This window comes from Thermogemmatispora aurantia (assembly GCF_008974285.1).
Classification (GTDB): domain Bacteria; phylum Chloroflexota; class Ktedonobacteria; order Ktedonobacterales; family Ktedonobacteraceae; genus Thermogemmatispora; species Thermogemmatispora aurantia.
This window is the reverse complement of record NZ_BKZV01000006.1, coordinates 30,529-44,781: the sequence shown is the minus strand read 5'-3', so window position 1 is coordinate 44,781 and position 14,253 is coordinate 30,529. Positions and strand designations below refer to the sequence as shown.

The 14,253-nt window shown below is 59.0% G+C and carries 12 protein-coding genes; 9 read left to right on the top strand and 3 right to left on the bottom strand.

Going from position 1 to position 14,253, the window contains the following annotated elements; translation table 11 throughout:
* Position 1 precedes the first annotated feature (1 nt).
* Complete coding sequence (locus tag KTAU_RS17415) at positions 2–484, bottom strand: hypothetical protein (protein WP_151729574.1); 483 nt, start codon at positions 482–484, stop codon at positions 2–4.
* Between the two features lie 356 nt (positions 485–840).
* Between KTAU_RS17415 and KTAU_RS17410 the strand changes: the two genes are divergently transcribed.
* The 3 genes from KTAU_RS17410 to KTAU_RS17400 all read left to right on the top strand — a co-directional run bounded on the left by KTAU_RS17410 (position 841) and on the right by KTAU_RS17400 (position 3,931).
* Positions 841–1,224, top strand: coding sequence for a hypothetical protein (locus KTAU_RS17410; RefSeq protein WP_228026517.1), 384 nt, complete (start codon positions 841–843; stop codon positions 1,222–1,224).
* A 196-nt stretch (positions 1,225–1,420) separates the two neighbouring features.
* Complete coding sequence (locus KTAU_RS17405) at positions 1,421–2,056, top strand: MarC family protein (RefSeq protein WP_151729573.1); 636 nt, start codon at positions 1,421–1,423, stop codon at positions 2,054–2,056.
* A 678-nt stretch (positions 2,057–2,734) separates the two neighbouring features.
* Positions 2,735–3,931 carry a rhomboid family protein gene (locus KTAU_RS17400; protein WP_151729572.1) on the top strand — a complete coding sequence of 399 codons (1,197 nt, stop codon included), beginning with the start codon at positions 2,735–2,737 and terminating at the stop codon, positions 3,929–3,931.
* A gap of 539 nt (positions 3,932–4,470) precedes the next feature.
* On the opposite strand, the gene KTAU_RS17395 is transcribed toward KTAU_RS17400, so the two are convergent.
* Together KTAU_RS17395 and KTAU_RS17390 are read right to left on the bottom strand one after the other, a co-directional pair.
* Positions 4,471–5,910 carry a hypothetical protein gene (locus KTAU_RS17395; RefSeq protein ID WP_151729571.1) on the bottom strand — a complete coding sequence of 480 codons (1,440 nt, stop codon included), beginning with the start codon at positions 5,908–5,910 and terminating at the stop codon, positions 4,471–4,473.
* Between the two features lie 88 nt (positions 5,911–5,998).
* Positions 5,999–7,012 carry an alpha/beta hydrolase gene (locus KTAU_RS17390; RefSeq protein WP_151729570.1) on the bottom strand — a complete coding sequence of 338 codons (1,014 nt, stop codon included), beginning with the start codon at positions 7,010–7,012 and terminating at the stop codon, positions 5,999–6,001.
* Between the two features lie 303 nt (positions 7,013–7,315).
* On the opposite strand from KTAU_RS17390, the gene KTAU_RS17385 reads away from it, so the two are divergent.
* The 6 genes from KTAU_RS17385 to rlmB all read left to right on the top strand — a co-directional run bounded on the left by KTAU_RS17385 (position 7,316) and on the right by rlmB (position 14,164).
* Positions 7,316–8,476 carry a cystathionine gamma-synthase gene (locus KTAU_RS17385; RefSeq protein ID WP_371875117.1) on the top strand — a complete coding sequence of 387 codons (1,161 nt, stop codon included), beginning with the start codon at positions 7,316–7,318 and terminating at the stop codon, positions 8,474–8,476.
* Between the two features lie 260 nt (positions 8,477–8,736).
* Positions 8,737–10,428 (top strand): L,D-transpeptidase, encoded by a 1,692-nt coding sequence (locus tag KTAU_RS17380; RefSeq protein WP_151729568.1) that lies wholly within the window; start codon positions 8,737–8,739, stop codon positions 10,426–10,428.
* 688 nt (positions 10,429–11,116) lie between these two features.
* Entirely contained in the window at positions 11,117–11,410 is a 294-nt protein-coding gene (rpsT, locus tag KTAU_RS17375; protein WP_151729567.1) for a 30S ribosomal protein S20, read from the top strand.
* 383 nt (positions 11,411–11,793) lie between these two features.
* Positions 11,794–12,258 carry a 50S ribosomal protein L19 gene (gene rplS / locus KTAU_RS17370; RefSeq protein WP_151729566.1) on the top strand — a complete coding sequence of 155 codons (465 nt, stop codon included), beginning with the start codon at positions 11,794–11,796 and terminating at the stop codon, positions 12,256–12,258.
* Positions 12,259–12,415: 157 nt separating this feature from the next.
* Entirely contained in the window at positions 12,416–13,240 is an 825-nt protein-coding gene (gene rnhB, locus KTAU_RS17365) for a ribonuclease HII (protein WP_228026516.1), read from the top strand.
* A gap of 168 nt (positions 13,241–13,408) precedes the next feature.
* On the top strand, positions 13,409–14,164 hold the full coding sequence (gene rlmB, locus KTAU_RS17360; RefSeq protein WP_151729564.1) for a 23S rRNA (guanosine(2251)-2'-O)-methyltransferase RlmB: 756 nt from the start codon (positions 13,409–13,411) through the stop codon (positions 14,162–14,164).
* Positions 14,165–14,253 lie beyond the last annotated feature (89 nt).

Genomic DNA, 14,253 nt, shown 5'->3' with positions numbered 1-14,253 from the left:
GCTACTTTCCTCCAACCTCATGAGCACGAATGGCACGCATCTGCTGGCGCCGACGCTCTTCGCTGCGACGGGCACGGCCCTTGCCCAGGAAGATACGCAACACCTGCTGTCCCGCCAGAACAGTGGCCACGGCGCGAATCCCCGGCGCCAGCGCGAAATCACGCGCCAGTTGGGCGGCGCTACCCACCGTTGTGACCGTATGGCCGGCAGTGCGCGCCGTCTCCTTGACCACACCAACCGTCTCCTGCACTGAGGCCAGGAGGGGACGCATCTCGTTACGCACCGTCGTAATCGCCCGCAGCAGAGCGAGAACAGCATAGATGAGAAGAGCAATAGCAATCAGCGTCGTCGCAGCCAGAATGATCAGAGCAATATAGAGTACGGCCAGCAAAACATGGAAGAGAGCAGCCAGGATAAAGCCTACAATCAGCAACACCAATACCCCAACCCCGATCACCAGCAAATAGCGCTTTGCGCTTTGCATAAGAAGGAGACCTCCCGGCAAAGATTTAGAGAAGCCTGTACTACCTGATTATAACGCATGACCTTAAACAGCGACCACCAGCGCGGTAGCCAGCCATGTTCAGCCTGGCCAGTGACAAGGCCCTCATTAGCTGTATACGCTGCTGAGTCCGCTCAGGCGACAGACTGCTCACGACAGGCCCTTTTCCCTTAGAAAGCTGAGCGTTAGCTGAGAAATTGCTGAAACTTTTATTGTTGACTTGCTCTCAGCCACGTTATACGTGTATTGTCAGAGCAAGAGATCATGGATGAGGTGGCACGGGAGGAGGACCGGCCCAGGCCACAAGGCCCGTTTTGAAGAGAAGGAGGGAACTTCTTATGTTTGCTTCTGTGACATCTGCAGCCATCGCTGCTCTCACTTCGGATTCACCACTCTTTACGATCAACATTGGCGATTTTCACTGGACGGTGACCGTAGGTACAGTCATCTACCTGGCAATAGCCGCGATCGCCGGGCTATTGGCTGAGTTTATCGTCGGCTGGCGGCTGCCTGGGGGACTTATCGGAGCAGTTATTGCCGGACTGATTGGCATCTGGCTCTTTACCCATGTGCTTCCCTTCACTATCAGTGGCGATCCGACGGTCTACGGTGTTCCCATTTTCAGAGCGCTCATCGGGGCCATCCTCTTAGTCTTCCTCTGGCACTTGATCACCTTCGGCGCCTGGCGCCACCGCCGCCCATACTACCGTCGGGGCGATTAGCTCGCTCTCTGCACCGCCGCCTGCTTTGCCGGTGAGCCTGCTTTCTTTGCGGATCTGAGTGCCAGCCGCAGATCAGGCCCCGGCAACCCGCTTCCTTCCCTGACCTGACGCTGACACGAGCTACCACTGCAACATTGCCAGAGAGCGCTTTCTCCCGTATACTACAGCAAGCTAGTCGAGTGAGGGAGGCGTTGCAGTGGTCTTTACAACTCGCGCTTTCGTGACTTTTTTTACGATTATCGACCCCGTCGGATTAGCACCGGTCTTCATTGCGCTGACAGCTCACCTCAATGAGGCCCAGCGCCGCGCGGTGATTACGCGCGCCATCTTGATCAGTGCAGCCATCATCGCTTTTTTTGCACTTGTAGGACGTTTTCTACTCGATCGACTGGGAATTACGCTCTATGCCTTCAATATGGCAGGGGGAGCTTTGCTTTTCCTGGTAGCTGTAGAGATGCTCTTCGGACGCTCGTCGGGGACACGCCGCACCGCCGCAGAAGAGGAAGAAGCGATGACCCGCGAGGACATTAGCGTCTTTCCGCTCGCCATTCCGATGATCGCCGGCCCGGGAACGATCGCCACCACTATTCTCTATGTCGATCAGGCGCTGCCCGATCCTTTCAAGCTCTTCTCTGTGGCAGCCGCTATTGCCACCTCACTGTTGGCAGCCTGGATCGTTATGCGCCACAGCATCTGGATTATGGAGCATATTGGGCGAACGGGGATTCTGGTCCTATCGCGCATCCTGGGCATCCTGTTGGCAGCGCTCGCCATCCAGTTCATCCTGAACGGGACGCTGACCTTCATCCACACCAGCGGCCTGCTGAGATGAGAGCCGCGGCAGGGTCACCTGGGGCGTCCGGCTCCTCGGCGCCCCCTCCTCGTCTTAAAGGCCGGCTATACTAGAATAGCCTCAGCTTGGAAGGAAGGTGATCTGAGCCGGTCAGCTATTGCTGAGAGCTTCCTGTGGCCGGCGCGATACCCTCCGAGATAGGGCAGAGAGCCAGGAACCACTCCAAAAACGAGGAGAGAAGCGTCACCTTTTGCCAGACTATACGTAGTATTTTCTGAGTACAGAGTGTGCTAACAGCCTCAGCGACCCGGGGTTCAGGGCTGGTTACGAGCAGCCTGCTGCCCCATGAGAGAGGACAGCCATCCGATGCCTCCTGCTCCTGGCCGAGAGAGAAACGACTGCCGCCACATCCTTCTGCCAGGGCCATCAGTCTGGCCAGCCAGTGAGAAGGCCGCTCCTTTCCTTGGGGTCACCCAGAGGCCCCTGGCAGCACGTCTCTATGGTATCATGTAGGATGTGGTGCCCAGAACACCAGCGAAGCAGTCAGACGCTCAGGTCCCGGTGGCCTTTACTGGCTGTCTTACGCCTTAGTGAAGGAAGCAGCAACGCGACAAGGAGGAAGTCCTTACCTTGACGCGACAGACCACAGCCAGCCCAGTCAAGAGCAGGAGCATTGACGGTATAGTGCGGCACTACGCCTGAGTGGAGGAGACACATTTGGAAGCACAGACCGAGATTCAATCTTACCTGGAGCGGGGCAAACAAGCTCTCGCCGAAGGACAACCCCGAGAGGCAGCCATCGCTTTTGCCCACGCCGCCCAGATCGATCCAGAGAATCCCAAAGTGCACCTGGGCCTGGCGGAGGCTAACCTGGGCCTGGGAGACTACCGGGTGGTGACTCTGGCTTGCCAGAAAGTCGAGGAGCTACAGCCGGAAGGCGGTCTGGAGAGTTTGCTGGCCCGAGCCTTGCTGGCGCTGTTGGAGAAGCGCTACGATCAGGCTCTGAGCTACGTCGACCAGTACATTGCTCAGGACCCGGCAAATGCCTACGCCCACGCTTTGCGCTCCTATCTGCTGCAGGCATTGGGCCAGTACTACGATGCCGGCCTGGCACGGTCACGCGCGGCGCGCCTTTCCTACGGCGGGCGCTTCGAGCGGGCTTTCCCTCCGTTGGAGGAGAGCTTCGGCTTCGGCTATCGGGGTGTTCCCCCTTCACCCTCACCCAACGCCCCTACCAGCCCAAGTCAGCCCCTGCCACAGGAGCAGACTCCCTGGCCCCAGCGCAGTCAGCTCCAACGCCAGGTCACACGCGGACGCTTTATCCTGAGCCGCTATCCACGCCTGGTAACAAATACCCTGATCTTTATCAACATCGCCGTCTTTCTGGTCGAGGTTTTCCTGAGTCAGAACCTGTTCATTGACGAGAACGTGCTCTACCAGATGGGGGGAGAGGTCAGCCAGGTCGGAGACTACTGGCGCATTTTCACGGCGATGTTCTTACACGCGAACATCCTGCATATCTTCTTAAATATGCTCTCTCTATTCTTGATCGGGAGCGCTACCGAGCTGTTCTATGGCAAGCTACGCTACCTGATCATCTACCTCGCCTCGGGGATTGTCGGCGGCCTGGCTACCTACTTTCTGATGCCCGCAACGGTGCTGAGCGTGGGCGCCTCGGGAGCAATCTTCGGCGTTTTCGGCGCACTTGGCGCCTTCTACATTATGAATAGGCGAGCGCTGGGACCCTTCGGCCAGGGGGCAATTATCAACTGGCTCTTCTGGCTGGGTCTTAATCTGGCTCTGGGATTCGCCCCTGGCAGCAATATCGCCGTTTCTGACCACATCGGTGGCCTCATCACGGGCCTCGTGCTGGGCTTCCTGCTTGGCCGCCCACTAGAGCGGCGCATGCTCTAGCCCTCCCGTTCAGCTCTGGCCCCAGGCTCCTAGCCCGGGCAAGCCAGAGCCAGATCGCGGGGGAAGACCCAGACCAGACACCGGCGAGGAGTCGCCCAATGGGAGCACCCTCCAGCCGGTCGAAGCGACATGGCCGCCCGAACACCGGGCTGTCGATGATCGGATCGGTCCGCAGGGGGTCTTTTTGTTCTTCAGCCAGGGGCTTTCTTTGGCTCAACGTAGGTCCTTGCCTCTTCTCAGACCTGCTATCTGCTTGCCTCTGCGCCTGCCTCGCGCCTGCTGCTTTCCCTGCCACGCCACTTCCTCAGCCTGCGCACCGTAACGGAAGAGCTGGCCGGGGAAAAGAGCCTCCGCTCGCCCGCTGCCTGTTGGTAGACAGAGTAAACTAAATATAAGGAGCTGAGCCTGCAATCTCGCTGTGACCCGGCTGAGTCACATGATCCTATCCATGCCCTTTACCCCCCCGCTCAGCTCCCTTCTTTCTTGAGAAGAGCAATAGAGGAGAAACAGCTCTCCTTTGCTCCTCACTCAACAGGCCCTTAGATGCGACCCGTGCCAACAACAGCGATGGCACGCACGTAGGTTCTTGCCTGCACCAGAGTCGCAATAGCTCCACTGCTGAGATCGAGAGCAAAGATGTTACCATCGGCATAGAAGGTCAGTGTGTGCCCATTGAGCCAGGTCCCTAGCTCAACCAGGGCCGCGGTGGTAGTAGCCAGGAGCACGGGCCTGGCCACGTGCAGGTGACCATTGCCATCGCTAACCTGCACTGTGTAGAGGGCACTATGGCGCTCATAGGGGGGCTGGTCGTCGCTCGAAAACTCCACATAGACCAGGGAGCGCTCATCGGGAGTAAAAAGCGGCGTAGTTACCCAGTGATAATCGGCAATGCTGCGCAAGGCCCGCTGCGCAGGTAGCACTATCTGGGCCTGTCCCAGGGCTGGCGGTGAGCCTCCCAATGAGGCCAGGCTGAGACTGTTGGCATAGGAAAGAGCCGCGATGTCCGCCGGGACGCTATTATCAGTGGGATAGGGGACCTGCCCCTCGTTGGGCGAATAGAGAAGGAAGCGATCAGAAGGCGAGAGGAGCAGCGGCCCTTGCTGCGGATCTTCGTCAAGAATCTCCTGCGGCTGTTGCTGCTCTTGCCCGGCTGTAGTGGTAATCGGAAGCACCCAGAGGCCATTTTGAATCGCCTCATGACTGCCACGGCTGTCGGTGAGCAAGAGATAGGCAAGCACCTGCTTGCTGCTGGAAGGGAGCACAGCAAAAACCCGGAAACAGGGACAGTCGGCGGTCGATTGCTGATAGACGAGGTGGGTGCTGGCCAGTGGCCCGGCGTAAATCTTGATAGTGCCCCGTCCATTGGAGGGCTCACTACTCCAGGCAAGCCAGTGCCCGTCACTGCTGAGAGCCATCGAGGTCACAACTGCGTCGGCGTCGATGGTAGCGATTTGTGTGGCTTGACCGCTAAAGATGTCGAGCAGCCAGAGGCCATCACCACTATAGAGCAGCTGCCCAGAGGGCGTGAGCATAGGCCGCACTGCCTGGTTGTAAATGTAGCCGGGCGCATTGAGGACTTCCGGCTGACCGCCCAAAGGCGCCAGGAAGAGATTCCCTTGCTGGCTATTGGGGTTCTGGGTGTTTTTGGGATTACTTGGCAAATTAGGATTATATGGCTGTTCATAGAGCAAATAGCGATCTTCTGGCAATTGGAGTACAGCGTTGGGTACACTGTTGTTGGGCCAGAAAATCGGTGGGTTGGGTGTTGGCGTCGCTGAGGGATTGGGAGTTGGGGTCGGCGTTAATACAATTGGAGAAGCAACACGGGTTTCAAGAGCGCTCACGGTCGCCGTCGCCGAGCGTGCAGCTGCTTGCTGAGCCTGGGGAGTCAGGCCATAGATGAGCAGGCCATTGAAGCAGGCCAGGAGCAGCCCGATCAGGCTCAGCATGGCCAGCATGCCAATTCTCGATAGGTGCATGTAGCGGCTCTGCGAGCCGGGAGCAGAGCCAGCTGGAGCACGCGGTGGATCACTCACCTGATGAGCCAATGCTAGTTGTCGCCTCACATCATGGCTTCAATTTCTTCGCCGTCTGAGTATACACGAGAGCAGCCCAGGATGTGAAGCACTGGGCGAACTGGGCCGTGCGCATACTCATGAGCTGCCACTGCTGCTGACACCAGCGCCAGCAGCGCGTCTGTAGCCCAGGCACCGGTGGAGGCTCAAACGGGGTGCCAGCCTGCTGCCAGGCTCGTTGATGGTTCTCACCCTGGATGACCACCCCACGCTTGTGCGCTTGCTCAGTGAGAAAGGCAGCTGTCTTCTCAAAGACCTCCTCGCGGTCGTAGTCTTTGGTAATCAGGTGATAGGAGCGATGAAAGGTGATCAGATACTTTTCATGCGAGCTGATCTGATGATAGATGGCCCGGCCATCGCGAGGGGGAACGACGTGATCATGGCGTGCGACCATGATGAGAGCCGGCGCGGTCACCGCAGGCAGAGCCTGCCGCAGATGGGGGAGAAACTCCAGCAGATTCTCAATGGCAGCCAGCACACGCCATTGATGGCTCTGCTTGAAGCGCTGACGACTGTAGGCATAGCGCGCCGCCGGATCGCGAATGTCTTCCCAGGCCCAGCGGATGCGGGGCATCAGCCGGCGTGCCAGCCGAATGAAAGGCAGGGTCCAGGAATAGAGGTGAAGTGGCGCACACATGGCCACGACACCATCCACCGCCTCCTGTGCGGCCACATAGAGCACCAAGGCCCCGCCTAGCGAGTGTCCTACCAGAAATACCGCGGCACAACGATGCTTGAGCGCTTGCAGCTCCGCACGCACCGCCTCCACCCAGTCTCTCCAGCTCACCTCGACCAAGCGCGTGGCATCTTCTTCTCCATGCCCGGGCAGGAGCAAATTCACTACCTGCAAACCTCGCGCGCGTAGATAGACTTCCAGCTCCTGCATATCATATCGGCTGCCGTTGAGGCCATGCACTAGCACGACTCCCGCCTCTTCTTTGCGCCTCGTCGCCTCAGTGGCTTTTCCTTCGGGCAAGTCAGCGCTGGTTGAGAACAGGAACGCCATCAGAGAGACCTCCTTACTATTGCCTGAGCGTGTCGCGCAACATTTGCGGGAGCGGACCGTAGCGAATTGTGCAGAGCGCAGCCTCAGGCCAGCTCTACTAGTGGAGAGAGTTCGGCTTAACAGGTAGGAATGCAGCACACCACAGGCTGGCCTAAGTCCGCTTCCTTTCTCTGCCTCCTGTTGTATGGTAACGCGCCAGAACCACACAGGTCAATGGCTGCCCTGGCGGGGAAGGGCTGGTCAAATTATGGGGGGACAGAGTACCATGATGAACAATCCGCGAACCCGCAGAGGGGAGCAACTATAAGCACAAGGAGCACTACGATGAAGTTTGCAACACGGGCTATCCACGCTGGCCAGGAGCCTGATCCCTCCACCGGCGCGATTATGCCACCGATCTTTCAGACCTCGACCTATGCTCAGCAGGGACTGGGTGGCCATAAAGGCTTTGAGTATTCGCGTACCGGTAATCCAACAAGGCAGGCCCTGGAGATCTGCCTGGCAGCCCTGGAAGAGGGAAGCTACGGCCTGGCTTTCGCCTCGGGCATGGCCGCCGAGAGCGCTGTCCTGAGCCTGCTGAGCGCAGGCGACCACCTGATCGCCTGCGATGATCTCTATGGCGGCACCTATCGCCTCTTCGAACGGATCTTACGCCGCTATCAGATTAGCTGCGATTATGTGCCTCTGGGAAGCGCGCCTGAGAGCTACGCCCACCTCATTCGCCCAACGACGCGGCTGATCTGGCTGGAGAGTCCCACCAATCCCTTGCTGCGGCTGGTCGATATTGCTGCCGTGGCCGAGGTGGCCCATGCCCACGGCTTGCTCCTGGTGGTGGACAATACCTTTGCCACCCCCTACTTGCAGCAGCCGCTGAAGCTGGGGGCCGATATTGTGGTCCATAGCACCACGAAATACCTCAATGGCCATAGCGACGTCATCGGTGGAGCAGTGATTACCAGCAACGAAGAGGTCTATCAGCAGATCAAATTCTATCAGAATGCCGCCGGCGGCGTTCCTTCGCCGTTCGACTGCTGGCTGACTCTGCGCGGACTGAAAACCCTGGCCGTGCGTATGCAGCAGCATCAGGCGAATGCCCTGCGCCTCGCCCACTTTCTGATAGAGCACCCGCGCGTTGAGCGTGTCTACTATCCCGGACTGCATCAACACCCCGACTACGCTCTGGCTCAGCGCCAGATGCGCGGCCCCGGCGGCATGGTCTCCTTCCAGCTCCGAGGAACGCGCGAGGACGTTGATCGCCTGGTACGCCGCTTCCAGGTCTTCACGCTGGCTGAAAGCCTGGGAGGCATCGAGTCCCTGGTCTGCCATCCCGCCAGCATGACCCACGGCTCCATTCCTCGCGAGGTGCGCGAGGCACGCGGCATCACCGATACGCTGCTACGCCTCTCGGTCGGCATCGAGGACAGCGACGACCTGCTCGCCGATCTGGAACAGGCCCTGGGTTGAACAGGTCCCTTCCGTCAGGAAAGGCTATCTGAAAACAATAAGGGAATCCTCGGGGGAAGGCGAGCCATCCAGGCAGATGCTTTGCCCGGACTCTACCCGATCGCTAGCTGATCGCTCCCTGGTCTCGCCCTTTCTCCCCTGTTACTTTTTGGGAGAGTGAGCCATCCAGGAGCGAAAAAGCGTTATCTTTAGTTAAGGAAAAGATCTATTCCTATCCATTGATCCTTTTCTCTTCCTAAAAAGCAGGAGGCTGCTCTGAAATGAAGCCCTCAGAGAGGAAAGCGCGGCAGCGCTTCTGGCAAAGCTCGATTGTGCTTAGTCTTTTTCTTTTTCTTTTACTTCTGACACTAAATGCATGTACAGGGAATCTTCCGCAGCAGCAAGCTGCAAGCCAGGCCAAGGCTGAGCTGGACAGCCTCATTGCGCAAGCGCGCAGCGTGGGCGTTCCTCAGACATTGCTCAGTCCTATCCAGGATCAGGAGACCCAGCTGAGCAGTAGCCGGGCCCCCGTGAGCTTTTTCAGCGACCAGCCCCTGGTCCAATATTATGAGAATCTCACTCAGCGTTATCAGCAACTCTGCACCCAGGTGGAGGGGTTAACTGCCCAAGTCACCGACGAATTTGACTATCAGGCCTGGCAGGATCTGCAGGACTACGCCAGCGTGCTCTCCGAGCGCCAGGCTCAGGGCTTTGCCGAGGCCCAGCCTTTCCAGAATCGCCTGACAAAGCTGCAGACGTCCTTCAATCGGGCCAAACTGCCACGAGACTACCAGCAGATCAGTAACCAGGCTCGCCAGGACACCCAGGCGTTGCGTCTGATGGCAACCGCCGCCGGCCAAATGCAAACCTTTGATCAGGTCATTAGCCAGCTTCAGGCTTCGCATCTGGATACTACGCCTCTCAAGCAGCTGCTCCAGGCCGATCAGCAGCGCTTTCAAACGGCACAGACCCCCGCGGATTTCCAGGGGCTGATCAGCACGATCAACGCCCAGTTCACCCAGGCTGTGGTCCTGTCCACGCAGGCCATCCCCTACGTTGGCGCGGCCAAGCTGAAGCAGTTTAGCGATTATATCACTCAGGCTCAGCAGTACGGCCAGGACGTGAGCACGTTCCAGCAGCGGCTGACCGCCGATCAACACGCGCTTGATCAGGCCCAGAGCATCGGCGATTATTTGCAGGTCTCTTCGCAGATCGACAATGATATCGCCGCCATCCAGCTCACTGTCTACCGTGGCAAGGCCAACTATCTGCTCCAGCAGTTCCATACGGAGGTCAAAAACTGGGGCGCCACACATAAGTACCACGGCTACGAGCTGGATTTCGAATATATGGATCAGGGAATCGGCTCGGATGCCGATTATCTGGTGCAGACAGCTCAGTCCGTCGATGACTACCAGGCGGCCATTGATTTCATCAATCGCAGCACGACGCTGCTGCAGGCGATGGAGGCCGATTACAACGATCAGACACCCTACAACCAGGCGCATAACACCGATCTGCAGCTGATGGAGCGCTATGGTTTTATGCAGGGCGAGGTCATGGTGGTTTCACTGGTGGAACAGGTGCTGCGTCTCTACAATAATGGAGAGCTGGTGCGTGCCTTCTATGTGACCACCGGGCAGTATATGCGACCTTCGCCCCCAGGGATCTACCATATCTTCGATCGGGAGTCACCAACCATCTTCAAGTCGAGTGAGCCGAAAGGCTCGGCCTTCTGGTATCCCGATACCAAGATTAACTATGCGATGGCCTACCGCCAAGACGGCTACTTTATCCACGATAGCTGGTGGCGCGCCGACTATGGGCCGGGCACGGAGTTCCCGCATTACGATAGCGGCGGCGATGAGGAGTTCGCCGGCAATGGTAGCCACGGCTGCATTAATATGCAGGAAGACCAGGCTGGCTGGCTCTATAACCATACGACCTATGGGACACCGCTGATCATCTACTAACCATACTGTCAGATTCTGCCTTGTTATAGACGCAACCACCTCGATCTCTCTTCCGACGAGAGCAAGGGAGGTCTGGCCAGATCTCCCTTGCTCTGCTTTCTTGCCTTGCCCACCCGGCTTCTTCATCGAGCTTCACCCCTACACGGCGCCAACGCTAGGCAGCACACGGCCAGCCAGGAGCAGGACGATCAGGGAGAAAGAGCGTTTGACAACCGGCGCCGGCTATGTTACAATCCTTGAGCACTCACCCTATCCGGCGCCCAATGCGCCGGTCTTATCTTGCTTGCACGAATCAGGCAACCAAGTTAGTAGCCAGCCAGTTGATCCATAGACAGCAAGCAGACACCAGAGAGGCGTCGCCTGGCAAGGAGCGCAACACGGCATAAGACCACCAACCAGGCCACGCTGGCAAAGGCTCGACCTCCATCGAGCCAGTTGGCCAGGTCGCTGGCGCCTCAACGGGGCGGCTGCGCTGTGACGTGATGCAACGTGACGTCATGTGACGCGACGCACCGCCCGCGCTGGACCCCACCGCCGAGGAGCACTCTTCAAGGAGAGCCGAGTGTCAGGCTATAACGGGCGAGCTGCCACGGTCAGCAGCGAGACCCTCGTCGTGTGAGTGAAAGGCGTCAACAAGTAGCTGTCGTGTGATTATCGCTAAGGAAGCGGGGAGGTTCGATAAGCTTCTATGCCCAACACGAAGTCAGCGGAGAAACGCCTGCGTCAGGAGCGCAAGCGGCGCTTGTATAACCGCAGCGTGAAGTCGTCGGTCAAGACGGCGATTAAAAAGGCTCGCCTGGCAATTGCAAGCGGCCTTGATGCTGAGGCGGCGGTGCGCAATGCTATCAGTACGCTGGATCGCGCTGTGAAGAAAGGTGTGCTGCATCCCAATAATGCCGCGCGCCGCAAGTCGCGTTTGATGAAACTCTTCAATAGCGCGAAAGCCGCCAGCTCTCCTCAGCAGGCCCAGGTCGGTAGCTAGGTGAGAGTCAAGCCAGTGGCCGCTCAGCTGCTACAGGTAGGGCTGCTGAGTGTCGGCCCGAAGTAGGCGAAAGGGCCTTCTGGCCTTTCTTCAGCAAAGATAGTCTTCACAACGATAGAGAGCAGCGCAAGAGGTCGGTTCGTAGCAAGCCGGCTCATTGCCGCCTGCTTTGGTGTTGTCTCAATCCGTCTATCCAGGCGCTACCAGAATCAGAGCCAGCCGGATTGCACGGCCTGGTTGCTGTCTGCTTGTCTCCAGTACGGCGGCAGCGAACCAGTTAGCCAGTGAGAGAGGTCTCCCGTCCAGAGATGCGAAAAGAGCGGGCCTCGTCGCGGTCGCCTGCCCTGGTGGCGTAATGGAGCGGAGTGGAGGTTTCTGGGAATATGGCCGAGAAACAGGAGATTCCAAAGCCCGCCGGACGCGCACTGCTGGAGGCAGTAGAGCGCTCGCAGATGCGTAAGGATGTGCCGGAGATTAAGTCCGGTGATACGGTCCGTCTGCTTGTGCGCATCGGTGAGGGTAAAGATGAGCGCGTTCAGCCCTTCGAGGGGGTTGTGATTCGCTTACACGGCGGCGGCGTCAATCGAACCTTTACCGTGCGCCGCATCGCTGCACATGGGATTGGTGTGGAGCGTACTTTTCTGCTCCATTCACCCCGCCTTGAGAAGATTGAGGTGCTCCGTCACGCGCGGGTGCGCCGTAAGCAGCTGTATTATCTGCGCGAGCGTTCCGGTAAGTCGGCCCGCCTGAAGGAGATCCGCCCGATGCGCAAGGCCGAGATTGCCGCCAGGGAGGCTGCCGCGGCAGCTCGCGAGGCGTTGGGCGAGGAGCGCGGGGGCGAGGAGTAGTTGCCCCTCGTGGGCAGCCTTCTCTATGCTCTGTTGAGACGCTCTGTTGTTTCTCCTTTGCTCGCTCGCTATCTCTTCATCGCTCGCCCGGCGGCTGGTGAGGCCGGCAGCCCTGACACCGACCAGGTAATCGCTGAGCCTGCTTCCAGCTCAGCTGGTGCGGGAAAGGAGGAGCGCGAGCGCGAAACCGAGGCAGCAGAGAGGAGACATGGAGCCAACCTTAGAGGAAGAGCTGGCGCTGCTTGCTCAGGGCTACCGCTTCGTCGCCGGGCTGGATGAGGCTGGCCGTGGTTGCCTGGCCGGTCCAGTGGTCGCCGCCGCCGTGATTCTTCCTGTCGAGCAACTGGCCCGGCTGACACCGGCGGCTGAGACGCCTGAAGCCGAGTCCGATCAGGATTCGGCTGCGCTATTTTTACGTACGAAGCTGCGCGATTCGAAACAGATGACTCCCGCGCAGCGCGAGCGAATGTATGCGGTGATTCAGCAGCGGGCGCTCGCCGTAGGTGTAGGCATAGCCCCAGTGGAGTTGATCGACGCGCGCAACATCTTGGAAGCCACACGTTGGGCTATGCGCGAGGCCCTGGCTCAGCTGCAGGTTCGACCAGAGGCCCTGCTGCTGGATGCGTTGACGCTGCCTGGCATCCCTCTGCCCCAGCGCCCTCTGATCAAGGGTGATGCGCGCTGCCTCTCGATTGCCGCGGCTTCTGTGATTGCGAAGGTGACGCGTGATCACCTGATGGAGCGCCTCCACGAGGAGTTTCCTGTCTATGGTTTCGACCGCCATAAGGGCTATGGGACGGAGGCTCATCTTGCCGCCCTGCGCCGCTATGGCGTGAGTCCGCATCATCGTCGAAGCTTTGCCCCAGTACGCGAGCTGGTCGCTGGTCTTTTCAGCGCCCTGCCCGAGTCTGAAGCCGCTGAGACGCCTCTGCCAACCATGCCGCTGGAATCCGTGGAGCAGGAGGAAGATGCCCGATTCTAGAGGACAGCCTGGCTTTTCCCCTCTATCTTGACAGGCTGTCCCTTCTTTCTCTGATGGCCTGGCACCTGGCCCAACGTCATCAGCTCGGGTCGGTCTCAGGAGTGCTGTGGTTGCTTTGCTTTATCAAACAGGTCTGCTCCGTTAACCTTCGTCCGCTGAGGGAGTGCTATGCCCGATTATGTCTGGGGCCGCAATCCAGTGTTGGAGACCCTGCGCTCATCGCGCCGGGTCAAACGCCTGCTTCTGGCCGAGGGATTGCGCGAGGCGCCAGCTCTCCGGGCCATCGTCGAGGAGGCGCAACGACGTTCGATCCCGATCGAGAGCGTGCCTCGTCCACGCCTCGATCAGTTAAGCAGCGGCGCTGTCCATCAGGGCTGTATTGCCGTGGTGGAGTCGCGCCGTTACGCCAGCCTCGATGAGATCCTGGCCTGCGCCGCTGAGCGCCAGGAAGACCCCTTTGTGCTGATTCTGGATGCGTTGCAGGACGTTACGAATCTGGGTTCTTTGCTGCGTAGCGCTGAGGCCGCCGGAGTGCACGGGGTCGTTATTCCAGAGCATCGTGCTGCGGAAATTACTCCCGCAGTGGTCAAGACCTCTGCCGGCGCCACCGAGCATCTGCTGATCGCCCGTGAGACCAATTTGACACGCTGCATCGAGTTTTTGAAGCAGCAGAATATTTGGGTGATCGGCCTGGACGCCAGCGCCCGCCAGCACTATACCGAGGTCGATCTGACGGGACCGCTGGCTTTAGTGGTGGGCAGCGAGGCCAAGGGGTTACATCGTCTGGTACGCGAACATTGTGATCTGCTGGTAAGCATTCCAATGCGGGGGCGTATCCAGTCGCTGAATGCGGCGGTCGCCGGGAGCATTGTTCTTTATGAAGCTCTGCGCCAGCAGGAGCAGCGCAAGCGCCTCAAACCATGAGTGAACACGCCTCCGGCCTTGGCCGGCCTGCTATCTATGGGCGCCAGTTGGGAGCGCCTCCCGCTGCCCTACTGTCCTGTTGCCCTGCG